The sequence below is a fragment of the Collimonas sp. genome (assembly GCF_035566375.1).
GTDB lineage: Bacteria > Pseudomonadota > Gammaproteobacteria > Burkholderiales > Burkholderiaceae_D > Collimonas.
Window position 1 is genome coordinate 1 of the sequence record NZ_DATMRK010000013.1, and the last position, 24,965, is coordinate 24,965.

At 54.4% G+C, this 24,965-nt stretch carries 25 protein-coding genes; 3 read left to right on the plus strand and 22 right to left on the minus strand.

The features are described 5' to 3' along the window. The 14 genes from VNZ60_RS03510 to ndk form a co-directional block, all read right to left on the minus strand. Positions 1-1,137 (minus strand): ATP phosphoribosyltransferase regulatory subunit (locus VNZ60_RS03510; RefSeq protein ID WP_325657039.1); only part of this gene is annotated, 1,137 nt, incomplete at its 3' end. Between the two features lie 213 nt (positions 1,138-1,350). Then, positions 1,351-2,247, minus strand: a complete 897-nt coding sequence (gene hflC / locus VNZ60_RS03515; protein WP_325657040.1) for a protease modulator HflC — start codon at positions 2,245-2,247, stop codon at positions 1,351-1,353. After that, on the minus strand, positions 2,247-3,536 hold the full coding sequence (hflK, locus tag VNZ60_RS03520) for an FtsH protease activity modulator HflK (protein WP_325657041.1): 1,290 nt from the start codon (positions 3,534-3,536) through the stop codon (positions 2,247-2,249). Before hflK ends, hflC begins: the two co-directional genes overlap by 1 nt. A gap of 92 nt (positions 3,537-3,628) precedes the next feature. After that, positions 3,629-4,747, minus strand: a complete 1,119-nt coding sequence (gene hflX, locus VNZ60_RS03525; protein WP_325657042.1) for a GTPase HflX — start codon at positions 4,745-4,747, stop codon at positions 3,629-3,631. Positions 4,748-4,789: 42 nt separating this feature from the next. Next, positions 4,790-5,026, minus strand: a complete 237-nt coding sequence (hfq, locus tag VNZ60_RS03530) for an RNA chaperone Hfq (RefSeq protein ID WP_211463703.1) — start codon at positions 5,024-5,026, stop codon at positions 4,790-4,792. A gap of 140 nt (positions 5,027-5,166) precedes the next feature. Continuing rightward, positions 5,167-6,510: a ribosome biogenesis GTPase Der gene (gene der, locus VNZ60_RS03535; RefSeq protein ID WP_325657043.1), complete on the minus strand. Its 1,344-nt coding sequence runs from the start codon at positions 6,508-6,510 to the stop codon at positions 5,167-5,169. 22 nt (positions 6,511-6,532) lie between these two features. Continuing rightward, positions 6,533-7,675, minus strand: coding sequence for an outer membrane protein assembly factor BamB (bamB, locus tag VNZ60_RS03540; RefSeq protein ID WP_325657044.1), 1,143 nt, complete (start codon positions 7,673-7,675; stop codon positions 6,533-6,535). A gap of 21 nt (positions 7,676-7,696) precedes the next feature. Continuing rightward, on the minus strand, positions 7,697-8,347 hold the full coding sequence (locus tag VNZ60_RS03545; RefSeq protein ID WP_325657045.1) for a tetratricopeptide repeat protein: 651 nt from the start codon (positions 8,345-8,347) through the stop codon (positions 7,697-7,699). Positions 8,348-8,396: 49 nt separating this feature from the next. Continuing rightward, the gene (gene hisS, locus VNZ60_RS03550) at positions 8,397-9,776 is read right to left on the minus strand and encodes a histidine--tRNA ligase (protein WP_325657046.1); all 1,380 of its coding nucleotides are present in this window, start codon (positions 9,774-9,776) and stop codon (positions 8,397-8,399) included. Between the two features lie 38 nt (positions 9,777-9,814). Continuing rightward, positions 9,815-11,080 carry a flavodoxin-dependent (E)-4-hydroxy-3-methylbut-2-enyl-diphosphate synthase gene (gene ispG / locus VNZ60_RS03555; RefSeq protein WP_325657047.1) on the minus strand — a complete coding sequence of 422 codons (1,266 nt, stop codon included), beginning with the start codon at positions 11,078-11,080 and terminating at the stop codon, positions 9,815-9,817. A gap of 23 nt (positions 11,081-11,103) precedes the next feature. Next, the gene (locus VNZ60_RS03560) at positions 11,104-12,084 is read right to left on the minus strand and encodes a helix-turn-helix domain-containing protein (protein ID WP_325657048.1); all 981 of its coding nucleotides are present in this window, start codon (positions 12,082-12,084) and stop codon (positions 11,104-11,106) included. Further along, positions 12,077-12,919: a type IV pilus biogenesis/stability protein PilW gene (gene pilW, locus VNZ60_RS03565; protein ID WP_325657049.1), complete on the minus strand. Its 843-nt coding sequence runs from the start codon at positions 12,917-12,919 to the stop codon at positions 12,077-12,079. Before pilW ends, VNZ60_RS03560 begins: the two co-directional genes overlap by 8 nt. Further along, on the minus strand, positions 12,916-14,091 hold the full coding sequence (gene rlmN, locus VNZ60_RS03570; RefSeq protein ID WP_325657050.1) for a dual-specificity RNA methyltransferase RlmN: 1,176 nt from the start codon (positions 14,089-14,091) through the stop codon (positions 12,916-12,918). Before rlmN ends, pilW begins: the two co-directional genes overlap by 4 nt. 160 nt (positions 14,092-14,251) lie before the next feature. Then, the gene (ndk, locus tag VNZ60_RS03575) at positions 14,252-14,662 is read right to left on the minus strand and encodes a nucleoside-diphosphate kinase (protein ID WP_092358121.1); all 411 of its coding nucleotides are present in this window, start codon (positions 14,660-14,662) and stop codon (positions 14,252-14,254) included. Between the two features lie 249 nt (positions 14,663-14,911). On the opposite strand from ndk, the gene VNZ60_RS03580 reads away from it, so the two are divergent. Next, the gene (locus VNZ60_RS03580) at positions 14,912-15,607 is read left to right on the plus strand and encodes a Bax inhibitor-1/YccA family protein (protein WP_325657051.1); all 696 of its coding nucleotides are present in this window, start codon (positions 14,912-14,914) and stop codon (positions 15,605-15,607) included. A gap of 63 nt (positions 15,608-15,670) precedes the next feature. Here the strand turns inward: VNZ60_RS03580 and rlmD are convergent, their stop codons facing one another. From rlmD to surE, 5 genes are all read right to left on the minus strand, one after another. Continuing rightward, positions 15,671-17,020: a 23S rRNA (uracil(1939)-C(5))-methyltransferase RlmD gene (gene rlmD / locus VNZ60_RS03585; RefSeq protein ID WP_325657052.1), complete on the minus strand. Its 1,350-nt coding sequence runs from the start codon at positions 17,018-17,020 to the stop codon at positions 15,671-15,673. Between the two features lie 119 nt (positions 17,021-17,139). Next, a complete protein-coding gene (gene rpoS, locus VNZ60_RS03590) occupies positions 17,140-18,162 on the minus strand; it encodes an RNA polymerase sigma factor RpoS (protein WP_325657053.1) in 1,023 nt (340 codons plus the stop codon). Beyond that, complete coding sequence (locus VNZ60_RS03595; RefSeq protein WP_325657054.1) at positions 18,163-19,146, minus strand: peptidoglycan DD-metalloendopeptidase family protein; 984 nt, start codon at positions 19,144-19,146, stop codon at positions 18,163-18,165. It lies immediately after the preceding gene. A 99-nt stretch (positions 19,147-19,245) separates the two neighbouring features. Further along, positions 19,246-20,124, minus strand: coding sequence for a protein-L-isoaspartate(D-aspartate) O-methyltransferase (locus VNZ60_RS03600; RefSeq protein WP_325657055.1), 879 nt, complete (start codon positions 20,122-20,124; stop codon positions 19,246-19,248). Next, positions 20,121-20,858, minus strand: coding sequence for a 5'/3'-nucleotidase SurE (gene surE / locus VNZ60_RS03605; protein WP_325657056.1), 738 nt, complete (start codon positions 20,856-20,858; stop codon positions 20,121-20,123). Before surE ends, VNZ60_RS03600 begins: the two co-directional genes overlap by 4 nt. Before the next feature lie 325 nt (positions 20,859-21,183). On the opposite strand from surE, the gene VNZ60_RS03610 reads away from it, so the two are divergent. Further along, a complete protein-coding gene (locus VNZ60_RS03610; protein WP_325657057.1) occupies positions 21,184-21,681 on the plus strand; it encodes a polyhydroxyalkanoate granule-associated phasin in 498 nt (165 codons plus the stop codon). A 121-nt stretch (positions 21,682-21,802) separates the two neighbouring features. Here the strand turns inward: VNZ60_RS03610 and VNZ60_RS03615 are convergent, their stop codons facing one another. The 3 genes from VNZ60_RS03615 to VNZ60_RS03625 are packed head-to-tail and all read right to left on the minus strand — an operon-like array spanning position 21,803 to position 23,549. Then, positions 21,803-22,465: a DUF799 domain-containing protein gene (locus VNZ60_RS03615; protein ID WP_325657058.1), complete on the minus strand. Its 663-nt coding sequence runs from the start codon at positions 22,463-22,465 to the stop codon at positions 21,803-21,805. A 10-nt stretch (positions 22,466-22,475) separates the two neighbouring features. After that, positions 22,476-22,847: a DUF4810 domain-containing protein gene (locus VNZ60_RS03620; RefSeq protein WP_325657059.1), complete on the minus strand. Its 372-nt coding sequence runs from the start codon at positions 22,845-22,847 to the stop codon at positions 22,476-22,478. Between the two features lie 24 nt (positions 22,848-22,871). Continuing rightward, on the minus strand, positions 22,872-23,549 hold the full coding sequence (locus VNZ60_RS03625; RefSeq protein WP_325657060.1) for a CsgG/HfaB family protein: 678 nt from the start codon (positions 23,547-23,549) through the stop codon (positions 22,872-22,874). A gap of 476 nt (positions 23,550-24,025) precedes the next feature. Between VNZ60_RS03625 and VNZ60_RS03630 the strand changes: the two genes are divergently transcribed. Next, positions 24,026-24,958, plus strand: a complete 933-nt coding sequence (locus VNZ60_RS03630; protein ID WP_325657061.1) for a polysaccharide deacetylase family protein — start codon at positions 24,026-24,028, stop codon at positions 24,956-24,958. Positions 24,959-24,965: the final 7 nt, after the last annotated feature.

Here is a 24,965-nt window from a genome sequence, read left to right on the forward strand (position 1 = left end):
TTTGATAATCCAGTTTCCATTTTCGAGTACAACCGCGCGGTCGCAATCGAACTCGTCTTGATCGTTTTCATGACCGGGCAGACTCTGGATCACAACTTCCCCAGCCTTGCGCAATTCAACGATCTTTTCCTTCAAACCTGCTTCTATTCCCCAAGGCGCATGAATCGCACGCTTGCGGATCGCTACCGGAATCAGTCTTGCCAGTTCGCGCAAATCCATCGAAAAACCGGTGGCCGGACGCGAACGGCCAAATGCCGCGCCGACGTCATAACGGCCGCCGCGCAGTATAGCGTTCGGCAGACCAGGGACATAGGCGGCGAAAATCAGGCCACTTTCGTAATGATACCCGCGTAAATCGGCTAAATCGACGGTAACGCAATCTTTCCCTGCTGCTTCTGCCAGAGTTTCCAGTTCATCCAGCGCCTTGGCAATGGCCGGCAGAGCTGGCAGCAGCTGCCGCGCTTGCTGCAACACGCTGGCGTCGCCATACAAACCTGGCAACGCCAGCAAGGCGGCGCGGGTTTGCGGCTTGTAAGCGATGCTGATGGTGCGCAAGCCAGGCAGATCCTTGGCTTCCAGCAAGGCGACCAGTTCACTCTCGTCCACTTTGGCAGCCTCATCGCCGCCGATAATCGTGCGCAAGATGCCAACATGACACAAATCCAGGCGTACTTGCGTGATCCCGGCCAAGGCCAGGGTCGCCAGCGCCAGTTCCTGGATTTCAGCATCGGCTTCGAGGCCGAGATGACCGTAGATTTCCGCACCGATCTGCAGCGGCTCGCGAGTGGCGTGCAAGCCGATCTGGCGGGTATGCAAGACGCTGCCGACATAGCACAGGCGGGTGACAGATTCGCGATTCAGCAAATGGGCGTCGATGCGCGCCACCTGGGTGGTCATGTCGGCGCGAATGCCAAGGGTGCGGCCGGACAATTGATCGACCAGCTTGAAGGTGCGCAGATCGGTGTCCTGGCCGGCGCCGGCCAGCAAGGATTCCAGATATTCCAGCATCGGCGGCATGACCAGTTCATAGCCATACAAGCGGAAATTATCCAGTATCAGACGACGCAGATCTTCAATCTTGCGCGCTTCGGAGGGCAAGACGTCGGCGATATTTTCAGGGAGAAGCCAATTTGGCATAGGAAAAATGAATCAAAAAAATACTTTCCGCTGACAAAGTAAAATTGTCAGCGGAACAAATCATTAACAAAACCTGTACCTGACTCTGGCACAGCAGAAACAAATATGAGCGGCCGTCGAAAATAAGGAATGGCGCCTCTAACGAGGGCGCCATTCCCAGACAACTATTCACTTATTACAACGACTGGCTTACTTGCCGGCTTACCTGCCGAATTACTTTTTGGCGGGAGCGCTTGCCCCGCCGCCGGCCGGACTGCGGAAATATTTAAAGAACTCCGAATTCGGATCAATCACCATCAAGTCCTGGCGCGTCTTGAAGCTGGCGCGGTAAGCTTCAAGGCTGCGATAAAACTTGTAAAACTCTGGATTCTGACCAAATGCCTGGGCATAAATCTGCGAAGCTTTGGCATCGCCCTCACCGCGCATCTTTTCAGCATCGCGATAAGCTTCGGCCAGAATCACCGTACGCTGCTTGTCGGCATCGGCACGAATCTTTTCCGAATCGGCAGAACCGGTCGAACGCAATTCATTGGCAACCCGCAGACGCTCTGACTTCATGCGGTCGTACACCGAGGCATTGATCTGGTCGACATAATCCACCCGCTTCAGGCGAACATCAATGATCTCAACGCCGATCTGCTGGGATTCATCTTGCACCTTTTGACGAATCGAATCCATCACCTTGCCGCGCTGGCCGGAGATCACTTCACGTACAGTGCGCTTGGTGATTTCGTCATTCAACGCCGCTTTGACGATCTGCGACATGCGGTCTTGAGCACGCTTTTCATCGCCGCCGAAACTGACGAAATACAGCTTCGGATCGGTAATCCGCCACTTCACAAAGGCGTCGATCAGAATGTTCATTTTTTCCGCTGTAATAAAACGGTCTGTATCGGGTGGATCGATGGTCAGAACCCGCTTATCCAGGAACAACACGTTCTGAAACGGCGGCGGCAATTTGAAATGCAAGCCGGGCTGGTTGATCACCTGCTTCACTTCACCAAAAGCGAACAAGATGGCGTACTGGCGCTGGTCAACCACAAAGATGGTCGAAAACACCAGCCATAGTGCGACGAAGACAAATATCAACAAAGAGATAAGACGGTTCATTATCTGCCCTCCCGATCACGGGAGTCGCGGCTATCACGCGAACGATCATCCGGCTGCGGCCGCGTTTCGATCGTGCTGGCGCCGTCCTTCATTACTGACGGCGGGATTATTCCTGGGCTGCCGGCACCGACGCCTGATGCGGCGGTAGCCACCGATTGTGAAATCAGCTTATCCAATGGCAAATACAATAAATTACTCCCGCTTTTAGCATCAACCATTACTTTTGTCGTATTTGCAAAAATTTGTTGCATGGTATCCAGATACATCCGGTCGCGCGTCACGGCAGGCGCTTTCTGATATTCAGTCAGAACCTGTTTGAAGCGTGAGGCATCACCCTCGGCATTAGCGGTAACGCGGGCACTGTACGCTTCCGCTTCCTGCAGCAAGCGCGACGCCGCGCCGCGTGCCTTTGGAATCACGTCGTTAGCGTAAGCCTGGCCTTCATTTTTCTGACGTTCGCGATCCTGGCCGGCTTTCACCGCATCGTCGAACGCAGCTTGCACCTGTTCCGGCGGCTGTACGCCTTGCATCGTGACATTGGTAATTTGCACGCCAGCCTTGTAGCGATCGAGGATTTGCTGCATCAGCTGACTGGTATCCAGCGCCACTTTTTCACGGCCTTCGTACAGCACGAAGTCCATCTTGTTTTTACCGACGATTTCACGAATCGAGGTTTCCGCCACCTGACGCACGGTTTCTTCCGGATCGCGAACATTGAAAATCCAGTCGGACGCGCTTTTCAGTGTGTATTGGACGGCAAACTGGATGTCGATGATGTTTTCATCATCAGTCAGCATCAACGCTTCTTTCGGTTGCTTGTTCTTGGCGTTGGCGCGATAGCCGATCTCGACCGTACGCACCTGGGAGACGTTGACGATTTCATGGCTTTGAATCGGGTAAGGCCAGCGCCAGTTGAAACCGGGAGTGGTCGAATGGCTGAGTTTACCAAAAGTCATCACGACGCCAGTCTGGCCTTCTTGCACGGTAAAGAAACCGCTCGCCAGCCACAACAAGACCACCACGCCAGCAATCGCGCCGACGCCGACACCGGCGCCCTTCATGCCCGGATTGAAGCCGCCGCCGCTAGGATCGCCGCCGCCGTTTTTATTGCCCAGCAGACGCGTCAGGCGCTGGTTGAAATCCTGCCACAGCTTGTCCAGATCCGGAGGGCCGTTATTTGGCTTTTTGCCATCGTTATTTTGCTTGTTGTCATTTTGCGAATTCCGGCCCCATTGCGGGTCGTTCAACGAAAATTTCAAACCAAGTTTTTTGAATAAGGTACCAAGCATTCGATCGTTATCTTTAAGTAAATAAAACAAATAGGTTGGAATGCTCGTTAGAGGCGCTTACTTAACTGACACACTGAAACTTTAGAACCGTTTTACACCTGCTGCGTATTTTCAACTGCGGGTAGCGAATATGCCGTTGCCACCGGATTGCCGGTCACGAATTCGGCGATGGCCTGCCGTAATAAATCCAGACCTATGCCCTTTTGCGCGCTAACAAAAACTCGTTGAATTTTATCATACTCATCACGTTCGACTGCCGGCTCCAGTTCTGCTACGTCGATCTTGTTCCACACCAAAATTTGTGGAATATGGTCGGCGCCGATTTCTTTCAATACCAGATTTACCTGCTCGATCTGCTCCATGCGGGCCGGACTGGCCGCATCGACTACATGCAATAGCAGATCGGCATGGATGGTTTCTTCCAGTGTTGCCCTGAATGCAGCAACCAGCTGATGCGGCAATTCACGAATGAATCCGACCGTATCGGAAATCACCACACTGCCAGCCTCGCCCAGATACACTCGCCTGGATGTGGTGTCCAGCGTAGCGAACAATTGATCCGCGGCATACACACCGGCTTTCGCCAGCGCGTTGAATAAGGTCGATTTGCCGGCATTGGTGTAGCCCACCAGCGAAATCGAAATAGTTGCACTGCGTCCGCGAGCGCGCCGCTGCGTTGCATGTTGCCGATGCAACTTATCTAGCCTGGCGCGCAGAGCCTTGACCCGATCGCCTAACAAACGACGGTCGGTTTCAAGCTGGGTTTCGCCGGGACCGCGCAAACCGATACCACCCTTTTGCCGTTCCAAGTGAGTCCAACCGCGAATCAGCCGCGTCGCCAGATGTTGCAACTGTGCAAGCTCCACCTGCACTTTACCTTCATGGCTTTTGGCTCTTTGGGCAAAGATGTCGAGTATGAGACTGGTACGATCCAGAACTCTTACTTTTAGCACGCGTTCAAGATTGCGTTGCTGGGCTGGCGACAAGGCATGATTGAAAATGACGATTTCAAGTTCATCATCAAACACCGCATCGGCTATTTCCTGTGCTTTGCCGGAACCGACAAACAAGGCGGCGTCAGGACTGCTGCGCTTGCCGGTAATCGTGATAAGCGGGATCGCGCCGGCAGACTTGGCCAGCAAAGACAGTTCTTCGAGACTTGCGGCAAAGTCACCTTTACCGAAGTCCACTCCGACTAGCGCTGCGCGCATGGGTACATTCGTGTAGTTACAACCCTCGCCGATGGCGAATAGTTATTCTGCTTCAGTTTCAAGATTCAGATTGACAGCGCGTGCAGGAACTACGGTTGAGATGGCGTGTTTGTATACCATTTGGGTAACGGTATTACGCAGTAAAACGACGTATTGATCGAACGATTCGATATGGCCTTGAAGCTTGATGCCGTTGACCAGATAGATGGAAACGGGGACGTGCTCTTTACGCAAGGCGTTCAAAAACGGGTCTTGTAACAATTGCCCTTTATTACTCATGGCTACTCCACTGTGTTGTTGTGATTAGAAGTCAAATGCACATTAAATAGAGAATCAACTCTGCGAATGACTCGGTGGGTGTTTTACGAATGTAAACGATTTTCGGATTTACTGCTCAGGAAAAAAGTGTTTTTAAAAAATTATTTTTCCGGGCGCGCGTAAGGGTTCCGACTGGATCTGAACTCGATGCGTAATGGAGTCCCAACCAGCGAAAAAGTTTCTCGAAAATGTTTTTCCAGATAACGCTTATAGTTATCTTCGATCGATTCCAAGGCGTTGCCGTGGATGACGACGATAGGCGGATTCATACCGCCTTGGTGGGCATAACGCAGCTTCGGACGGATCGAACCCTTGCGCCGCGGTTGCTGATGCTCTACCGCTTCGATCAAGGCGCGTGTCAGCTTTGGCGTAGTCAGATTGGACATGGCCGCTGCATATGCGGAATCTATCGATTTCATCAAAGGCGTGATGCCGGTCGACTTCAGCGCCGAAATAAAATGGAATTTCGCAAATGAAAGGAAATTCAGTTTGCGATCCATATCCATCTTGATTTCATCGCGGCGGTCGCTGGTCAGTCCGTCCCATTTGTTGACACCGACCACCAGTGCGCGCCCAGTCTCCAGCACGAAGCCGGCGATGTGCGCATCCTGTTCGGAGATATCCTGCTGGGCATCAAGTAACAGCAACACCACATTGGCTTCCGAAATAGACTGCAAAGTCTTGACCACGGAAAATTTCTCGATGGCCTCGAAAACTTTGCCGCGGCGACGGATACCGGCGGTATCGATCAAGGTGTATTTTTTGCCGTCGCGCTCAAATGGAATCTCGATCGAATCGCGGGTAGTGCCGGGCATGTCGAAGGCAATCACGCGCTCTTCGCCCAGCAAGGTATTCACCAGCGTCGATTTGCCGACATTAGGACGACCGACGATGGCGATCTTGATGCCGCGATCTTTACTCTCCGGCTCTTCCACTTCCGGCGGTCGTTGCGCAAACGCCAGATTCAGCGACTCTTCCACCAGATCGGCGACGCCGTCGCCATGGGCGGCGGAAATAACGTAGGGATCGCCCATGCCGAGCTCATAGAATTCGGCGGTGACAGAGGTGTACTTCATGCCCTCGGATTTATTCACCACCAGCATCACGGAGCGGCCGGATTTGCGCAGGAAATCGGTGATGGTCTTGTCGTGCGGCGTCAAACCTTGACGGCCGTCGACGATAAAGATCACCACATCGGCTTCCGCCACTGCCTGCTTGGTCTGCTTCGCCATTTCATGCATGATGCCGTCTTTGGCAACCGGCTCGAAACCGCCAGTATCGATCACCAGGAATGGCCGTTCGCCGACCCGCCCTTCGCCGTAGTGGCGATCGCGGGTCAAGCCTGGCAAATCGGCGACCAACGCGTCACGGGAACGCGTCAGGCGATTAAATAACGTCGATTTGCCGACATTGGGACGTCCTACAAGTGCGATTACTGGCTTCATTAAGTTTGCTTCACTAAGTTTATTACTCTGTCGCAATAGCGATCAAGGTTCCTGCTTTGGTTTGAAAAATCACATTAGAGCCTGCTACCACCGGATTCGGCAGTACCGGGCTGCTGTCTGCACGAATTCGTGCTATCAGTGCGCCGTCTTCACGTGACAAGAAGTGAATATATCCTTCAAAATCACCCACGACTATCGCCTTATCCAATACCGCAGGCGTAGTCAGCACGCGATTGGCGAGCTTCTTGTTTTGCCATACTACCGCACCGTTCTCGACGGTGAACGCAGATACTGCGCCATGTTCATCGGCCGCATACACGTTATGGCCGTCGCTGCCGACGCCGACGTCACTGGAGAATGGCTTGACCCAATGCGCAGCACCGCTGCCTGCGTCAAAACATCCAACCCGGCCCTGATAGGCGACCGCACAGACATCACGACCGACAATCACCGGCGTGCCGGAAGCGTCAGCCACCCGTTCCAGCTCGGTGGTGCCGCGTGGATCGCCGATCGCCATTTCCCACCAAGGGCCGCCATTGGTCAGATTCAGCGCCGACAGACGGCCACCCGGCAAGGATAGGAAAGATGCCTGCGGAACAATCAGGATGCCAGGCGCCGAACGCAAAGTCAGCGGCGGCAAGGTGCGCAGCACGGTCCAGCGGCGCTCGCCGGTTTCTGCATCGTAAGCGGCAATCCGATTATCCTGGCTGCGTACGATCACCAGGCCCTGGCCGACCGCCGGCGCCGACAAAATCTCGCTGGAAGCCTGTGCCTGCCAGCGTTTTTTGCCTTGGGCGTCAAACGCCAGCACAATACCTTTTTCACCCGCCACTGCAACAGTGCTGCCGTCGCTGCCAGCGCCGCCAGTCAAATGCATGCCGGCGTTAATGCGCCAGGCAACTGAGCCGTTAGCGGCGTCGATACGCGCCAAAGTGCCGTCTGCTGCTGCAGCATACACGCTACCGCCGGCAACGACAGGCGAGAAAGCGAAGATGGAGGCGCTGCCAATTGACTGTTTCCAGACCGGCTGCACTTTGAGGCTTTGCGTAAACTCGACCAAAGGCGCAGGCGGATTACTTGGTTTCTTGCCGCTGAACAAGGAGCAGCCGCCCAATATCAACAAAGCACCGGCACAGGCAACCGCTCGCATAGTCTTCACACGCATATTCTTCCTTTTTTCGAATTATCAGGCCGCGGCTTTGACGGGAGCCCCGCCAATCGCATCAAGTTTCAATTGAATCAATTCCTTACCAGGATTCTTGCTTTCCATCTTATCCAAAGCCAATTGATAAGCGGCCCGCGCTTCATCCAACTTGTTTTGCGCTACCAGAATGTCGCCCTTGCGATCAGCCGCTGCGCTGGCGAAAGGTGCAGGCAGATCCACCGCCAGCACTTTCAAACCATCGTCATACGCCTTCTGATCGAGCAAGATGCCGGCCAGCCGGATTCTGGCCAACGCCTTGTAGTCTTCGTCGCGGCCATGGTCAACCACCCATTGCAACTGCTCTTTCGCGGCATTCAGATCGTTAGCGTCGAAAGCCACTTTGGCGGCCGACAAAGCAGCCATGCCGGCATACGCGGTGCGGCTGAATTTCTGCTGTATGTCAGCGGCCGCACGCTGTACCTTGGCGTTGTCCTTGCTCGCCACGGCTTTTTGCTGTTCGTCGTAAAGCTGCGATGCCTGCAACGACTGGTTGAGCTGATAATAATTCCAGCCGGACCAACCGGCGTAGGCGGCCAGGGCGATAATCAGCACCCAGGTCGTCAGATTGCCGTATTTATTCCACCAATCCTTAAGCGTTGCCAGTTGTTCCTGTTCGTCGAGATCGAATGCCATATGATTTTAGTTTTTAGTGATGAATTTAATGGTGAATCTGGTGGTGAATTTAGTGATGATAGTGAATATGTTCATGATCGCCGTGATCATGATCGTCACCAGCACCAACTATCTGATCGACCAGATAATCGCTTACCGCATCGAAAGGTACGACACTTTGATTGCCGGCACTAGCTTTTTCGACATCGCCGTCGCCATCAGCGCGCAGCGTCTTGACGGTCGCAGTGTGGTTAGCCACTTCGTCTTCGCCGATAATGATGGCGTATGCGGCACCGCTGGCGTCTGCGCGCTTCATCTGCGATTTAAAGCTGCCGCCGGCGTTGGCCGAGGCGCAATGTAGCACAACATCCAGTCCGGCATTGCGCAAACGCTCAGCCAGCACGAATGATTGCAGTTGCGCCGCCTCGCCCTGATGCACCAGATAGACATCGCATTCGTTACGCACAGCTTGTTCGCCGTTCGCGCGCATCAGCTCCAGCAAACGCTCGATACCCATAGCGAAACCGCAAGACGGGGTCGGCTTGCCGCCAAACATTTCCACCAGCGTATCGTAGCGACCGCCGGCACACACCGTACCTTGCGCGCCGAGTTGATCGGTGACCCACTCAAACACGGTGCGGTTGTAGTAATCCATGCCGCGCACCAGGCGTGGGTTAATGGTGAAAGGAATATTGTTGTGATTCAGGATCTTTTGCACGCCCTCGAAGTGAGCGAGCGACTCCTCGCCCAGATAGTCGAGCAACCGCGGCGCACCGTTGACCATTTCCTGCATGGTCGGATTCTTGGTATCCAGAATCCGCAGCGGGTTGCTATGCAAGCGCCGTTGTGCGTCAGTGTCCAGCAAAGCCTGATGCTGTTCAAAGTACGCGATCAGGTCGGCGCGATGACGATTGCGTTCTTCCGCATCGCCAATCGAATTCAGTTGCAGCTTCACATCCTGCAAGCCGAGATCGTCCCACAAGCGTTGACACAGCATGATCAGCTCGGCATCGATATCCGGGCCGGTAAAGCCGAGAGCTTCGGCGCCGACCTGATGAAACTGCCGATAACGGCCGCGCTGCGGCCGCTCGTGGCGGAACATCGGGCCGCTGTACCAGAGCCGTTTCGGGCCATCGTAAGTCAGATTATGTTCGATCGCCGCACGCACCACGCCAGCGGTGCTTTCCGGGCGCAGAGTCAGGTTGTCGCCGTTCATCGAATCGGTGAATGAATACATTTCCTTTTCGACGATATCGGTGACCGCACCCAGGCCGCGCGCAAACAAGGCGGTAGACTCGACGATAGGCGTACGGATCTTTTGGAAACCGTAGCTCTTCAGCACCGACTCCACCGTATTTTCAAACAATTCCCACAGGGCTGCATCGGCCGGCAGGATATCGTTCATACCTTTTACGCCAACGATTTTTTCGGCTTTCTTATTTTCTGACATTCTTTTCAATACACAGGTAATGATTAATTTTATTCAAGTCAGGCTGCTGGCTGGCCATAATGGCTCTTCACATAATCCAGCACCACCGCTTGAAACTCTTCGGCAATCCGCTCGCCGCGCAGCGTCAGTTTTTTCTCGCCATCGATGAACACCGGCGCCGCCGGCGATTCGCCGGTGCCAGGTAAACTGATGCCGATATTGGCGTGTTTCGATTCGCCAGGACCATTCACGATACAGCCCATCACCGCCACGTTCATGCCTTCGACGCCGGGATAGGCTTTTTTCCATAGCGGCATCTGATCGCGCAAATAGGTCTGGATCTTGTCCGCCAGATCCTGGAACACGGTCGAGGTGGTGCGACCGCAACCAGGGCAGGCAATCACCATAGGCGCGAACTTGCGCAAGCCCATTGTTTGCAAAATCTCCTGGCCGACAATCACTTCCCTGGTGCGATCGCCACCCGGCTCCGGCGTCAGCGAAATGCGTATGGTGTCGCCGATGCCCTCTTGCAGCAACACCGACAAGGCCGCAGTCGAAGCGACAATGCCCTTGCTGCCCATGCCGGCTTCAGTCAAGCCAAGATGCAGCGGATAATCGCAGCGCCGTGCCAGTTCGCGGTACACGGCGATCAGATCCTGAACCCCGGATACCTTGCACGACAAGATGATGCGATCAGCGGCCAGGCCCAGCTCTTCCGCTCTTTGCGCATTCTCTATCGCCGAGGTAACCAAGGCTTCATACATTACTGCCTGCGCCGGCCACGGCTGGCTACGCAAAGCATTCTCATCCATGATGCGCGCCAGCAGCGCCTGATCCAGGCTACCCCAATTGACGCCGATCCGTACCGGCTTGTCATACTTGCAGGCGACTTCAATCATCTGCGCGTACTGGGTGTCGCGCTTGGCGCCTTTGCCGACATTGCCCGGATTGATCCGGTACTTCGACAAGGCCTGGGCGCACTCCGGATAATCGTTCAACAAGGTATGGCCGTTGTAGTGAAAATCTCCAACCAGCGGCACATCTATGCCCATCTTGTCCAGCTGCTCACGGATCGCCGGAACTGCCGCAGCGGCCTCCGGATTATTCACCGTAATGCGCACCAGCTCGGAACCGGCGCGCGCCAGATCCTTGATCTGGATCGCGGTGCCGATCGCATCAGCGGTATCGGTATTGGTCATCGACTGCACCACCACCGGCGCACCGCCGCCAACCATGATTTTGCGTTCGCCATAACTGATCACAGCGCCGCGGCTAAGGCGTCGCACGCTAGGACCTGAGCCTATCGGCAGATTCGTGTGCGGCATGGGTTTCTCTCTTTCCATCGCGCTTATTTCAAATTCAATCTGGCCACATTGGTTTTGGAACCGGCCTTCAGATCCAGCGGCGCGCCGCGCAGCGTAGCGTCGACACCGGCAAGATTGCCGATAATGATATTGACCGGCTGCGACATGTCGACCGCTTCCTTGCTGCCCGCCTTGACCAGGCGCGAGATCAGTACCGTATTATCGGCACGCTTGATTTCGACCCATGAATCCTGGCGGAAGCTCAAGCTCAGCTCGCCGCCGCTGGCCGCTACCGGGTTGGCTGGCGCAGCCTTTACAGCCACCTCAGACACGGCTGCAACACCTGCAGGCACGGGGTCAGCGACAGCGGCAGCAGAAGCTGGAACAGAAGCGGGAGCGGCAGTCAAAGCAGCGTTAGCCGCCGTATCGGCAGCCTCTACATTGGCTGCAGCTGGCAGGCTCGCATTATCTTCGACGCTTGCCGCGGCGGCAGTGGCAGTAGCCGTGGCAGCCGATTTTTCAGTCAGCGACTGCAGCTTGGCTTGCAAGCCGGGTAGCACATCGAGTCGTATCGCTACTGCCAGCAGCAATAACAGCACGGCCAGGACTACCAGCCATTTATAGGCAAATTTATTGCGCCCCATCAAACTGAAACGAGACTCGGCGAAAGGTGTTGACAATTGGCTATGGACTGGGCTGCTAGCCGATTGCGCGGCAACCGCAGGCGAAATGGTTGCGAGCAAAGCGTTCGCATCCAGACCCAGCAATTTTGCGTAGGAACGGATAAAACCGCGCGTCATCACCATGGTTGGCAGAGCAGCATAATTATCGGCTTCCATGGCGTCGATCTGACGCGGCGCCAGCTTCAGATGACTAGCCACATCCGGCACCGACCAGCCCAACTGCTCGCGCTTGCTGGCCAATTGCGCACCTAACGAAAGCGGGCTGGCGGCGGCTTCGAGAGCTGCACTTTCCAAGTTTTCCGGCTCGACATCTGCTGCTTTCAGCTGCTGGGACTCACTCATTGAACGCCCCGCGCTGATAGGCCGCGAACTCCGGGGAGCCGGCAAAACGACGACGTAATTGCGTCACCAAACTTGCTTCTGCAGCTGTGTCACCCAACTTTCGCTCCACTTTGATTGCTGTCCATAATGCTTCTGCATTTTGCACATCGGTTTTCAATACGAGACCAATATAAAACCGAGCCCGTTCATAATCGTTGCGGTCATACGCCAGCTGCGCCAGCTTGGCATTCGTCAGAGGATTGCTGGCGTCAAACTGAAAGGCTTGCGACAGGTAACGTTGCGCCGCCGCGGTATCGTTGAATTTGAGACTGCAAACACCAGCGTTCGTCAGTGCCTTTGCCGGCGACTGATAATTTCGGCTTTTCAGTGCGGTTTCGAAATGGGTAATCGATTCTTTTGCCCGCCCGTTCTGACACAAGAACCAGCCATAGTTATTGGCGTAATCCGGATTATTCGGGGAAAGCCGCAAGGCGCGCTGGAAATTATCGTCAGCCAACCGGTTTTCGCTCATATCCATGTAGATCAGGCCGCGCACGCTATACGCATCCGCCAGCTCAGGATCTGCAGCCAAAGCCTGTTTGATCTCGTCCAGCGCGACCTCCAGCTGACGCTGTTCGTAATAACCAACCGCCAGTTGCAAACGAATGCCGGCACGGCGTTGCGCTTCTGTCTGATCGGAACTGGTAGCCAGTTCCTTGCGTGAACCGCCGTCACTGTCGCTGCTGCGCGGCGGATTGGTGCAAGCACTCAAGCCAGTCAATAGCGACAATGCCGCTGCAGCGAACATCAGCCGGCCGCGCCAGCCCCCTAGCTTGCTACTCACTTGTTCTGTCACTGAGACACCTCGATGATGCGGCCAAAATTCTTCCCGAACTTCTGCTGATATTCAGTCATTTTTTGCATGCGCTCTTGCACCCGTGTCCGGTCCTGCACTTCGCCGGCAAGCTGGCCGCAAGCCGCATCGATGTCATCGCCGCGCGTCTTGCGCACGGTGGTGACGATGCCGGCGTCCATCAAGATCTGGGCGAAGGCTTTAATGCGTGGATTGTTCGAACGCTTCAATCCGGATTCGGGGAAAGGATTGAACGGGATCAGATTGAATTTGCATGGCACCGCGGGGCTGCCGGCATGGCCTTGCACCAAGGCGATCAACTCGCGTGCGTGGGCGTCGGTATCGTTGACGTCATCCAGCATGCAGTATTCAAAAGTAATGAAATCGCGCGGCGCGAACTCCAGATAACGCTTGCAGGCAGCCATCAGGTCACGCAACGGATATTTCTTGTTCAGCGGCACCAGGCCATCGCGCAAAGTGTCGTTGGACGCATGCAGCGATACCGCCATCGCCACCGCACAATCCTGCGACAGCTTATCGATCATCGGCACTACACCGCTGGTAGACAAAGTCACGCGGCGGCGCGATAAACCGTAGGCGTTATCGTCCAGCATCAGCTTCAGCGCAGTCACTGTCGGTTCGTAATTCAGCAAGGGTTCGCCCATGCCCATCATCACCACGTTGGTGATCTGGCGCTCGCCTTTATGACCTGGCTCGACGCCCTTGGACTTGCGCAATTCAAACTCAGCCATCCACAACTGGCCGATAATTTCACCGACTGTCAGATTGCGGCTGAAGCCTTGCTTGCCGGTGGAGCAAAAGCGGCAATTTACTGCGCAGCCGGCCTGCGTCGAAATACACAAGGTGCCGCGATTTTCTTCTGGAATAAACACCGTCTCCACCGCATTACCCTGACCGACATCGAGCAGCCACTTGCGGGTGCCGTCGGACGAGGTGTGGTCGCTGATCACAGCGGGAGCCGCGATAATAGCCCGGGTCGCCAGTTTGTCACGCAATGACTTGGCCAGATCTGTCATTGCATCGAAATCGTGTGCGCCGAATTGATGAATCCAGCGCAGTAATTGTTTTGCGCGAAACGGCTTCTCACCCAACTCACCGCAATAAGCGGTCAGTTGTGCGGGATCCAGATCCAGCAGGTTGGTGAGAGCAGTCATGGCATTTCCAATTTAAAATAATTGCGGGACAGAGTTCAAGAGACGCAAAACCGCGGCGCTTTACCCTATCCCCAACTATGCAAGCTTTTTAAAGCAATTACATCAGTTTACAAAACAAGTTACCAACAAGTTTTTACTTGTTTTGACTTACCGGCAGCAATTAAGCAGCTGGGAAGAAATAAGCGATTTCAACTTTTGCGGCTTCTACTGCGTCCGAACCGTGCACTGCGTTTGCGTCGATCGAATCAGCGAAGTCAGCACGGATAGTGCCCTTTTCTGCCTTCTTAGGATCGGTTGCGCCCATCAGGTCGCGGTGCTTCAACACTGCATTTTCGCCTTCCAGCGCTTGAATCATCACTGGGCCGGAGATCATGAAATCAACCAGATCCTTGAAGAAAGGACGTTCGCGGTGAACCGCGTAGAAACCTTCAGCTTCTGCGCGCGACAGATGCGTCATGCGGGCAGCAACGATTTTCAAGCCAGCGTTTTCAAAACGGGTGTAAATTTGACCGATTACGTTTTTTGCGACTGCGTCCGGTTTGATAATCGACAGGGTGCGTTCAATTGCCATCTGAAAAACTCCAATAAAATGAAAGGGTTAAAGTGCGTATTTAAATGACTGGTTAATAGTTCAATCAACCTTTGATTTTAACACGAAACACCCATGTAGCATCGTCAAAACTAGCCAAAACGCAAGCTGCAGATCGTGGAAGCCATCGATAGAACCACTTTGCTGCTTTATTGTCTGATGTAAAGATGCTGTTGGTAGTGCTATGATCGCAACAGTTTAATATTTTCGCAATTTCCAAAGGAGTCCCTGATGGACCAAAATCTGCAACCGACCTACTCACCGGGCAGCACCGCACTAAGCGCGCAGCACCGCGTGCTACGCAACACGTACTGGCTGCTGGCGCTGTCCATGCTGCCGACGATTGCCGGCGCCTGGCTTGGGGTACAGATGGATTTTAGTTTCTTTAGAAACAGTCCGCTGATCGGCTTCATGGCCTTCATGGCTGTGGCATTTGGTTTCTTCTATGCAATTGAAAAGACCAAAAATACCGGCTGGGGCGTTTTGCTCTTGCTCGGCTTTACCTTCTTCATGGGCCTGATGCTGTCACGCCTGATCGGCCACACGCTGGTCGGCTTTTCCAATGGCGCGACGCTGATCATGATGGCTTTCGGTGGCACTGCCAGCGTTTTTGTGGTGATGGCAAGCATCGCAACGGTCAGCAAACGCGATTTTTCGGCTATGGGGAAATGGCTGTTTGCCGGCGTGGTAGTGCTGCTGCTGGCCTCTTTGGCGAACGTTTTCCTGCAAGTGCCGGCGCTCTATCTGGCGGTATCGGTAATTGCCATCGCGATTTTCTCAGCCTATATCTTGTATGACGTGCAACGCATCATCAATGGCGGCGAGACAAATTACATTTCAGCAACACTGAGCCTGTATCTGGATGTCTACAATATCTTTGTCAACCTGCTTTCCCTGCTGGGCATTTTCGGTGGCAATCGGAATTAAGCAACCCCAAAAATGTAAAAAGCCGGCTTTTTGCCGGCTTTTTTATTTATAGCATCGCACAACTTAAAGCAGATCGAACACCGCAATCGATTCCACATGGGCAGTGTGCGGGAACATATTCACCACCCCGGCCTGGCTCAAACGATAGCCGCCGGCGGTCAGCAAACCGGCGTCGCGCGCCAAAGTCGAGGGACTGCATGAGACATACACAATGCGCTTCGGCATCAATGTTTTATCAATTTCCGCAAGCCCGACAATCGCTTCGCACACCGCCGCTGCACCATCGCGCGGCGGATCGATCAGCATCCGGTCAAACTTGCCCAACGCGACAAAATCCTCAGCACTTGCCTCAAACAGATTGCGGCAATAAAAAGTGGTCTTGCCGGCCAATTGATTGACCGCTGAATTTTCGCCGGCACGGTCGATCAAGGCTTGACTGCCTTCGATGCCGACCACTTGCTGCGCTTGAGTGGCCAAGGGTAGAGTGAAATTTCCCAAGCCGCAAAACAGGTCAGCCACCCGCTCATGCGGCTGCACATCCAGCAAACGCAGAGCACGCGCTACCATTACCCGGTTGATTTGATGATTCACCTGGGTGAAATCGGTAGGCTTGAAAGGCATGCGCACGCCAAATTCAGGCAAGGTGTAATACAGCTCAGCCTGCGTCGGATAAAACGGGTAGGCGCTGTCCGGGCCTGCAGTCTGCAACCACCAATTCACTTGATACTGGTCGGCAAACGCCTTCAGCTTGACTTCGTCATCAGCCGTCAAGGCCGCCATGATGCGCAATACCAGCGCAGTAATCTTGCCTTGCGGCCCCTCGCCTACCGCCAGTTCTATCTGTGGAATGTGGTCAATCAGGCTCAGCGAAGCGATCAGATGGCGTAGCGGCACCAGCATCGCCGACACATTCGCCGGCAATATTTCGCAGGCTTTCATGTCCGTGATGAAAGATGATTTTCTCTCATGAAAACCGACCAGCACCCCGCCTTTTTTAGGCACATTGCGCACCGATATGCGGGCCCGGTAGCGATAACCCCAGGTCGGCCCATAAATCGGGCGCAGCATGGATTCCGCCTTGACCTTGCCGATATGCCACAGATTGTCTTCCAGCACGCGCTGTTTGATGGCTACCTGAGCAGTCGGTTCCAGGTGTTGCATGGCGCAGCCCCCGCACATGCCGAATACGGCGCACTTCGGCTTCACCCGCAATACCGACTCGTTGTGCAAGGCGGTCATGGTGGCCGCTTCCCATTTCGGCTTCTTGCGATATGACAGGAAACTGACTCGTTCGCCCGGCAAAGCACCCTCGACAAAAATAACCTTGCCCTGGCTGCCATCCTCATTTTGCAAATGGCCGATCCCGCGCGCATCCATGTCGAGGGATTTGATATCGATAGTATCTTGTTGCATAGAAAGCAGTTATACGTTGCCCGTCATGGACAACAAATGGAAAGAAAATAGTCCGAGATTATAGCGCCATCTGCGGCAGGGGTACGGCAGGAATGCTGCCGCAGCGTATCAACGATCTCTTAGAGAAAGGAGTCCTTGCCGACACCTTTGGCGCCCAGCAAGCGCTTCAGCTTGAGCAGCGCCTCTTGTTGGATTTGCCGTACCCGCTCGCGCGTGACGCCTATTTCGGCCGCCAGCTCTTCCAGCGTCGATGGATCGTCGTTATCCAAGCCAAAACGACGCATGATCACGTTGCGCTGCTTGTCCGTCAGCTTTTCCAGCCAGACTCGCACCAGAATCGACATTTCCTGCTGTTCGGCGCGCGAATCGGGATTTTCCTCGGTAGCGCTCGGCAGCAAATCCATCAGGCTGGCCAGCGGATCCTGATCCAGCGGCGCATCCAGCGATGCAGCATGCTCGGACAAGGCCAGCACGTCCTGCACGTCTTCCACCGGCCTATCGACCAGATGAGCGATATCTTCGGCGCTGGCGTCCTTACCGTCGTGGTGCTGTGCTTCCAGATGATATTTGGCGCGCAGGATCTGGTTCAATTCGCGCACCATGTGCACCGGCAATCGCACGGTGCGCGCCTGATTCATGATGGCGCGCTCGATACTTTGACGTATCCACCAGGTGGCATAGGTAGAGAAACGGAAGCCGCGCTCAGGCTCGAATTTATCGATCGCGCGCATCAAACCGAGATTGCCTTCCTCGATCAGATCGAGCAAGGCGACGCCACGGTTGATATAGTGCTTGGCAATCGAGACTACCAGGCGCAAATTGTGCTCGATCATTTTCTGCCGAGCTTCGAAATTGCCCTGTTTCGCCAAGGTCGCAAAATGCACTTCCTCGGTGACCGACAACAACGGCCGGGTGCCGATCTGATTCAAATAGTGCTGCGTGGTGTCAGTCGAAAGCTCGGCTGCCAAGACCTTCTTCAGCTCCTCGACGCCATCGACCACCACCACCACGCCGTCAACCACAACCTCGTCGTCAGCGTCCTGCTCGGTGACAGCATCGACATCATCTTGCCCATCATCGGCAAGCTGCTCCGATGAGACGTCAAGCTCGTCATCCTGATGATCTGTCGGCCGTTTGCTCATTTATCGATTAGGTAAGAATTTCGATGGATCCACAGGTTTGCCTTGCTGGCGAATTTCGAAATGCAGCTTGACTGCGTCGCTGTCCGAATTCCCCATTTCAGCAATTTTCTGGCCCTTGCTCACCGTCTGTCCCTCTTTTACCAGGATGCTCTTATTATGCGCGTAAGCGGACAACAAGTTGCTGGTATGTTTGATGATAACTAAATTACCATAACCGCGAATCCCGCTACCGGCATACATCACCTTGCCGCCAGCTGCGGCAACCACAGTCTGCCCAGCCTTGCCGGAAATATCGATGCCTTTCTTACCCTGATCGAAAGAGGCGACCTGCTTGCCTTCCGCCGGCCACATCCAGTCCACCCGATCTTCATCGCCGGACGATGGCGCCGCCGCAGAGGCTGCACTGCTAGCGGCGGCGGTAGCGGCAGGTGCGGCCACGGCCGGCGCCGTTGCGGGTTTCGACACCTCGCTGGACGAGGCTGCATCAGGTTTCTGCAATTCAGCCAGTGTGCTGTCGGAATACGGGCGTTTGTCACCGCGCGGCCCGCTCTTGTTGCCGGCATTGCCGGCGACTGCGCTGGAGGTTGGAGTTGCCGCCCCCAGCGACCTTACTTCCACTCCCGAGCCAGAGGCTACATTGCCAATCTGGGCGCCGCCGGCCGAACCCGAACCACCGTCCGGGGGCTGCACCCGCAGCACTTGGCCAACCTTGATGTCATTCGCATTTTCCAGTTTGTTCCAAGCCACGATATCGCGATAACTTTGACCGAATTCAAGTGCAATCCGATACAAGGTATCGCCTTGCTTCACAGTGTAAGAGCCGCGTCCTTCAGTGGCTCGTGGTGCATCGGGTGTGGCTGCGCCAGCTACTGCGCCGTTGCCGCCTGGTCGCCGCTCGACTACCGGAGCGGGGGTGCGCGGAGTGGTACATGCGGCAAGCGTACCCACCATTAATCCTAAAGCTATAAAGCGAGTTTTCTTCATTCTCATTACATTTATTAGTATGTGCGACGTGGTCGCTGATTATTCGTCAATTTATTCGTCAATTTATTTCACCAGATGCAACAATTGATTTAATTCTGTTCAAGCTGTCCCGGCACGCAGAGGCACAAAATGACAGTCTTCCAGTGTGGTACTGGTCCAATCAAATTTACTTGTTCGCTGGATGAGCTGCAGTACTTGATGACGGGCGCCGACCGGGGCCACCAGGCGGCCGCCAATCGTCATTTGGTCTAGTAAAGCTTGCGGCACTTCGAGGCCGGCTGCAGCCAGTATGATACCGTCGAAAGGTGCCACTTGTGGCAGCCCAAGCATACCATCTCCGTAATGCAAACGGATGTTGGCAATCCGCAGCGGGCGCAAGTTGCTTCTTGCCAGTTCATGCAACGGCTTGATGCGCTCTATCGAATAGACTTCCTTGGCAACCAGAGACAGCACCGCCGCCTGATAGCCGCAGCCGGTGCCGATTTCCAGCACGCGATTCAAGATGCCGCCTTGCTGGTTATCACGCATGATCTCTATCATGCGCGCCACGATATACGGCTGGGAAATTGTCTGATGATGGCCGATCGGCAGCGAGGCATCGATGTACGCCTGGCTCGACAAGCCTGGCTCCATGAACATATGGCGTGGCACCGCTGCCATCGCGGCCAGCACTTTGGCGTCATTTACACCTTGCCTGGCAACCCGCTCCACCATGGCTTTGCGCACCCCTTCGGACACCATCGAGCCTGAGCGCTCGACATGGCTTGCGGTTTGCATAGGCCGTGACAGCGGCTTGCTTGCCGGCGCCGTTGGCGACACGCCAGCAGCATTCCGGGAGGTCGACCGGGCATTTTCCCAAGCTGCGTTTTTGGTTGCGGTCTGCGGGGTGGCGACGCTACGCTTATTCTGGTCAGCGCCGGATTTCTTGTCGACCAGCGACGACAGCGTCAGCGGGAAACGCTTGGCCTTGTCGGTCATGACAAGTCTTTCCTTAGCCCGGCCAACTGCGCCGCATGCGTCAAATCTATTTGCAAGGGAGTGATCGAGACATGGCCGTTGGCCGTCGCATGGAAATCGGTGCCCTCGCCAGCGTCGCGCGCGGCGCCTGGCGGTCCGATCCAGTATATGTCGCGGCCATGCGGGTCTTTATCCCTGATGACTGCCTCCGACTCATGCCGCTTTCCCAAACGGGTTGCCACTATCGATTTCAACTGGTCGTAAGGCAGATTGGGAATATTCACATTCAGCAGATAAGGTTGCGGCAAATTATCGAAACGGCGTTCGACAATTTCTCGCGCCACCATGGCTGCCGCCTCCAACTCATCCCAGCCTTTGTGCAACTGCGAAAAAGCGATGGCGGGAATGCCAAACAAAAACCCCTCGGTGGCCGCCGCCACGGTGCCGGAATAAAGGGTGTCATCGCCCATGTTTTGGCCCTGATTAATGCCAGACACAATCAGATCCGGTCGAAAATTAAGCAAGCCGGTCAACGCTATATGCACACAATCAGACGGGGTTCCGTTAACAAAATAAAAGCCGTTTTCGGCGCGTTGCACGGATAGAGGGCGATCCAGGGTCAGCGAATTGGAAGAGCCGGAGCGATTGCTGTCCGGCGCCACCACTACGATTTCGGCAATCGGCGTCAGCGCATTCGCCAGTGCGATGATGCCCGGCGCCAAGTAACCATCGTCGTTGCTGATCAAAATTTTCATATCTGGATTTTACCCGAAGCAATGTTACGCATTTATGAAGATTTGGGAATTTTAACCAAGTGCGTCATAGGGACAGCTCAAAGAGCAATTTAATTGCCTTTATATTAAACAACCCATTAAATTGCAAAATTATGTTGCAATGCGGCATAAAAACCACAACCGGTAGATAAAAAGAGGTATTGTTAGCGCTATCAAGACTATAACTGAGTAAGCGTCTCGAACAACTGCACGACTTACTGCCGACCTGTATCAGACAGGCATGACGTCCTGCGGCCCGAACACCGTTTAAATTAATTTACTGTCGTCAGACGATCAAGGAATCACCATGAAATCGTACCGCGTCCGCAATTCCGTCGTCGCCAGCCCAATGAGCGCCTGGACCGACCTGCTGTTCAAAACCGGGGAAATGATGAGCGCATCCGCACAGGTGATCGGCCACCGCACCGCACGCCTGGCGCTGGCCGGCCCGGCGCCAAGCGTGAGCGACCGCAATGAATTCAATCTGATGAGCCAGGAAAAAATGGAGGCGGCAACCGAGTCGGCGCACGCCATGGCAATCCGGATGATGAGCTTGCATCAGGAAGTTGCCAGGCTGGCGATTCAACACATGCTGGATGGCGCCGCCAACCTGATGTCGGTAGCCAGCAGCAGCACGCTGCACCAGTCAGGACATCGCCAGAGCAAACTGGCACATGACACCATGCGCAACTCGGCGGAAGCGGTGTCCCAGCTCAACACCTCGCTAGCGAATATTGCCCAAACCGGATTGCATCCGATTCATGCACGGGCAACAGCCAACGCAAAGCGCCTGAAAAAGCTCTGATATATATGAAGCAGCCGCAGCCAGTGTGAAACAGAAGTACTGCAAAAACACAGGCTGGGTGTTTGAAATTTTGAAAGCCACATGACCATGCCAAACCTTGGCATGGTCAATCCGGATTACATCATTCGGTGCCGTATTTCGGTGAATGCGGACCGTGCAAGATACCGTTCGGCTGATTAGTCGATAACAAACGCTGACTGGTCAAGCCGGCAATGTCGTGGCTCTTGTCGGAAACGTTATTGATAATCTGATTGACGACTGCCGTCACCAGTACGCCAATTAAACCGCCGCCGCTATTATTGTTTCCTTCATTGCTGGAGGCGCTGGCGGTACCCGACCACAGAAGAGCGCCGCTTTTCAAGTCGATCAGCTTGGCATTGGCCCTCACCTCAACCACGCTATTCACCACTGTATAAGTGGAACCGTACTTGCTCACGGTGACATACAGTGCGGCGTCAGCGCCAAAGATTTCCTGCAACTTGGCCGCCGCAATCGTGTGAATGTCTGCAGCGTTGGTCATGCCGTTTTGCTTGAGCGTCTCATCGACCAACGCCACCGGCAACACATAATAACCAGCCTCGGCCAGAGGATAGCTCATCTGCGACAACATGCTGTAGGTTGCCGCGACGTCCGGCGACTCGTTCAATGGCGGCAATATCAGGATGGTTTTAGGACGGCTTTGCTTGAACGCCGTATAGTCAAGCTGCTTGACAGGTGCAGCGCAGCCCGCAGCCAGCAGTACGACCGATATGCAAACCAACGACTTCATAATCTTTTCTAACATGTCCACCCTCTTATTTTTTGAATTTTCTCATCAGGAAATCCATGTAGGCCGATGACTCCGGAAACAGCTCTTTCTCTGTCTGGAACTCCTGCACCACTTGCTCCTCTTTTCCCAGGCTGGCGTATAACATTCCCAGTTGGGCGTGATATCCCGGCGGCGGCATATTCCCGGCTGCGCGGATTTTCTGCAGATCGCGCTCCAGAACTGTCACCTGCTCTACCGAAGCCTGTCCCTTGAAATACTCATAGACCTGCGGCTGATAACTTTCCCACTGATATAGCGGTTTCGGTGGTGTATTGCAGCCTGCCAGCAGCGCGCAAGCGGTCAAGGCAAATGGCAACGAAATTGACAAGACATGCCGTTTTACAAACTTGTTCTTCATGATATTTGGCGTTCTGAGTTGTGGTTATTTACTAGGTTGCCAAGCGCCGGAATCGATAGCGGCGACCAGATTGTTGATGGCTTCACGCATCGCCAGGTCAAGTACTTTGCCGTTCAGCGTGGAGTCGTAACTGGCGGTGCCGCCGAAACCGATGATCTCGCGCGCAGCCAGGTTGTATTCGCCAGCACCTTGGGTGGAGTACACCACTTCCGAAGTTTTGATATTGACGATATTCAGATTCACTTTGGCATACGCAGTCTGCGTCTTGCCACGGCCCAGAATACCGAACAGCTGCTGGTCGCCGACTTCCTTGCGGCCAAACTCGGTGACGTCGCCGGTGACGACAAAATCCGCGCCCTTCAGGGTCTGGGCTTGCTTCTGCAAAGCAGCCTCTTGCCTGATCTCTTCCATATTGTCCCGATCGAGGACATTGAAGCGATTGGTTTGCTGGAGATGGGTAATCAGAATGGTCTTGGCTTGTCCGCCCAGGCGATCGACGCCGTCGGAAAAGATGCCGCGCATATAGCTGGAGCGGTTATCAAATTTACCAACTGCGATCTGAGTACGCGCGCCATTGTATGGCTTGTTGGCGGTCTCTACCTTCAGCACCGGCAAGGCGTTGGAAGTCTCGGTGGCGCAACCACCCAGCGCTGACAGCAACGCTGTCGCGGCCAATATTGGAATCACTCTAATTTGCTTCAATTGCTCTTCTCCAAAACTCCCCCTTGGGGGCAATCGACAATAAGATATAAATAGCTAATACCCAAGCTGATACCCAATTGATGCTATCAACAGGAATCAGCCTTGGCTTCTGATCACCCAGAGTTCACATTTCAACTCGGAAAGTTGTCAGGGCGCAAAACTTAACATTTCTATAAAATTCCGTCCACAAAAAAAGTACAATTTTGCAATATTTGGCGAAATGTTGTTTTTAAGCACAACAAAAATACGGACCATGCGATCTGCCTGAAACCGCCAGGGCCTGCTCATACAGCCTCCGCGCTCTCAAGAATATTTTTTGACACCCATGCTTACCTATACGGCCACCGCAATTGTTGTTGTTTGTAACAGCTAGCGAACAGCGCAGGTCGAGGGCGTATCATTAGCGGCGCGTCGCCCCCAAAGTCACCCACTGCCCTACTGTCTGCCACCACTTGTCTTCGCTTCTCGTTTCAATAATGCCATTGCACAACGTAATTTTTACCTCATCACGACAGATCAAAAAGATCATTTCCGGCTTGATCGTGATTTTCGTGGCGATCGGCGCTACAGGTTGCGCTATTGAACCGGTTCCTGTCTCACCTCAAACTGCCGAGCGATTAAAATCTCAAGCGCCGATTCGGTTTCTGCTGACTTTCGACGATGGCCCGGCCAGACCAAGGACTGACAATCCGACACTGTCCATACTGAACACGCTCACGCATAATCCACTGCAACCCGGCATCAAAGCCCTCTTTTTTGTGCAGACCCGTTCGTCTGACGCTGGCGAGACGGACTTCGGGCGAAACATATTGCGGCGTGAAATTGATGAAGGGCATTTACTTGGCTTTCATACTGCTACGCCACGTCATGCAAACCATCGCTCCCTTAGCCCCGAAATATTCGAACAATCGCTAAACGATGGCATTGCCGACATTGCGTCCATTCAGGGAAGCGCGCCGAAACTGGTTCGGCCGCCGTTCTGGAACTACGACAAGCGTACTTTTGACGTTTACCAACAGCATGGCATGCACATTTTGCTGACGGATTTGAGCGCGAACGACGGCAAGATATATGGCATCAAGTTCAGCCTGAGAAGACGCTCCAACATGTTGCATCTGTTGACTGACGTGCGCGAGCGGATTGCCGCAGGCGAGTTGCCGACGGTCGATGGAAGTATCCCGGTGGTGGTGACTTTCCACGATATAAATAGTTACACTGCCGATCACATGGCGGAATATTTGCAAATACTGATGGATTGCGCGCGTGCGGTCCAGCTGCCGGTTGCAAGCAAGCCGTTTTACGACGACAAGGCCGCACTAGAGCGTGCGGCCCTGGCAAGAAGCGTACGTGACAGCGCACAAGTTGTGCGCCTGCCTGGGTTCTGGAACTGGCTATGGGCGCGGAAATAGGCAACCG

What these genes read in the sequence shown, in the direction of transcription:
- der (WP_325657043.1), bottom strand. Translation starts at nt 6,510, where the DNA reads ATGAAGCCAGTAATCGCACTTGTAGGACGTCCCAATGTCGGCAAATCG.
- VNZ60_RS03600 (WP_325657055.1), bottom strand. Translation starts at nt 20,124, where the DNA reads ATGACCGACAAGGCCAAGCGTTTCCCGCTGACGCTGTCGTCGCTGGTC.
- hflK (WP_325657041.1), bottom strand. Translation starts at nt 3,536, where the DNA reads ATGCTTGGTACCTTATTCAAAAAACTTGGTTTGAAATTTTCGTTGAAC.
- VNZ60_RS03560 (WP_325657048.1), bottom strand. Translation starts at nt 12,084, where the DNA reads ATGAGTGAGTCCCAGCAGCTGAAAGCAGCAGATGTCGAGCCGGAAAAC.
- surE (WP_325657056.1), bottom strand. Translation starts at nt 20,858, where the DNA reads ATGAAAATTTTGATCAGCAACGACGATGGTTACTTGGCGCCGGGCATC.
- hflX (WP_325657042.1), bottom strand. Translation starts at nt 4,747, where the DNA reads ATGCGCGCAGCGCTAGTCGGAGTGGACTTCGGTAAAGGTGACTTTGCC.
- VNZ60_RS03615 (WP_325657058.1), bottom strand. Translation starts at nt 22,465, where the DNA reads ATGTTAGAAAAGATTATGAAGTCGTTGGTTTGCATATCGGTCGTACTG.
- hfq (WP_211463703.1), bottom strand. Translation starts at nt 5,026, where the DNA reads ATGAGTAATAAAGGGCAATTGTTACAAGACCCGTTTTTGAACGCCTTG.
- VNZ60_RS03545 (WP_325657045.1), bottom strand. Translation starts at nt 8,347, where the DNA reads ATGGCATTCGATCTCGACGAACAGGAACAACTGGCAACGCTTAAGGAT.
- rpoS (WP_325657053.1), bottom strand. Translation starts at nt 18,162, where the DNA reads ATGAGCAAACGGCCGACAGATCATCAGGATGACGAGCTTGACGTCTCA.
- hflC (WP_325657040.1), bottom strand. Translation starts at nt 2,247, where the DNA reads ATGAACCGTCTTATCTCTTTGTTGATATTTGTCTTCGTCGCACTATGG.
- VNZ60_RS03630 (WP_325657061.1), top strand. Translation starts at nt 24,026, where the DNA reads ATGCCATTGCACAACGTAATTTTTACCTCATCACGACAGATCAAAAAG.
- rlmN (WP_325657050.1), bottom strand. Translation starts at nt 14,091, where the DNA reads ATGACTGCTCTCACCAACCTGCTGGATCTGGATCCCGCACAACTGACC.
- VNZ60_RS03580 (WP_325657051.1), top strand. Translation starts at nt 14,912, where the DNA reads ATGGACCAAAATCTGCAACCGACCTACTCACCGGGCAGCACCGCACTA.
- VNZ60_RS03610 (WP_325657057.1), top strand. Translation starts at nt 21,184, where the DNA reads ATGAAATCGTACCGCGTCCGCAATTCCGTCGTCGCCAGCCCAATGAGC.
- hisS (WP_325657046.1), bottom strand. Translation starts at nt 9,776, where the DNA reads ATGTCAGAAAATAAGAAAGCCGAAAAAATCGTTGGCGTAAAAGGTATG.
- rlmD (WP_325657052.1), bottom strand. Translation starts at nt 17,020, where the DNA reads ATGCAACAAGATACTATCGATATCAAATCCCTCGACATGGATGCGCGC.
- ispG (WP_325657047.1), bottom strand. Translation starts at nt 11,080, where the DNA reads ATGCCGCACACGAATCTGCCGATAGGCTCAGGTCCTAGCGTGCGACGC.
- ndk (WP_092358121.1), bottom strand. Translation starts at nt 14,662, where the DNA reads ATGGCAATTGAACGCACCCTGTCGATTATCAAACCGGACGCAGTCGCA.
- VNZ60_RS03595 (WP_325657054.1), bottom strand. Translation starts at nt 19,146, where the DNA reads ATGAAGAAAACTCGCTTTATAGCTTTAGGATTAATGGTGGGTACGCTT.
- bamB (WP_325657044.1), bottom strand. Translation starts at nt 7,675, where the DNA reads ATGCGTGTGAAGACTATGCGAGCGGTTGCCTGTGCCGGTGCTTTGTTG.
- VNZ60_RS03620 (WP_325657059.1), bottom strand. Translation starts at nt 22,847, where the DNA reads ATGAAGAACAAGTTTGTAAAACGGCATGTCTTGTCAATTTCGTTGCCA.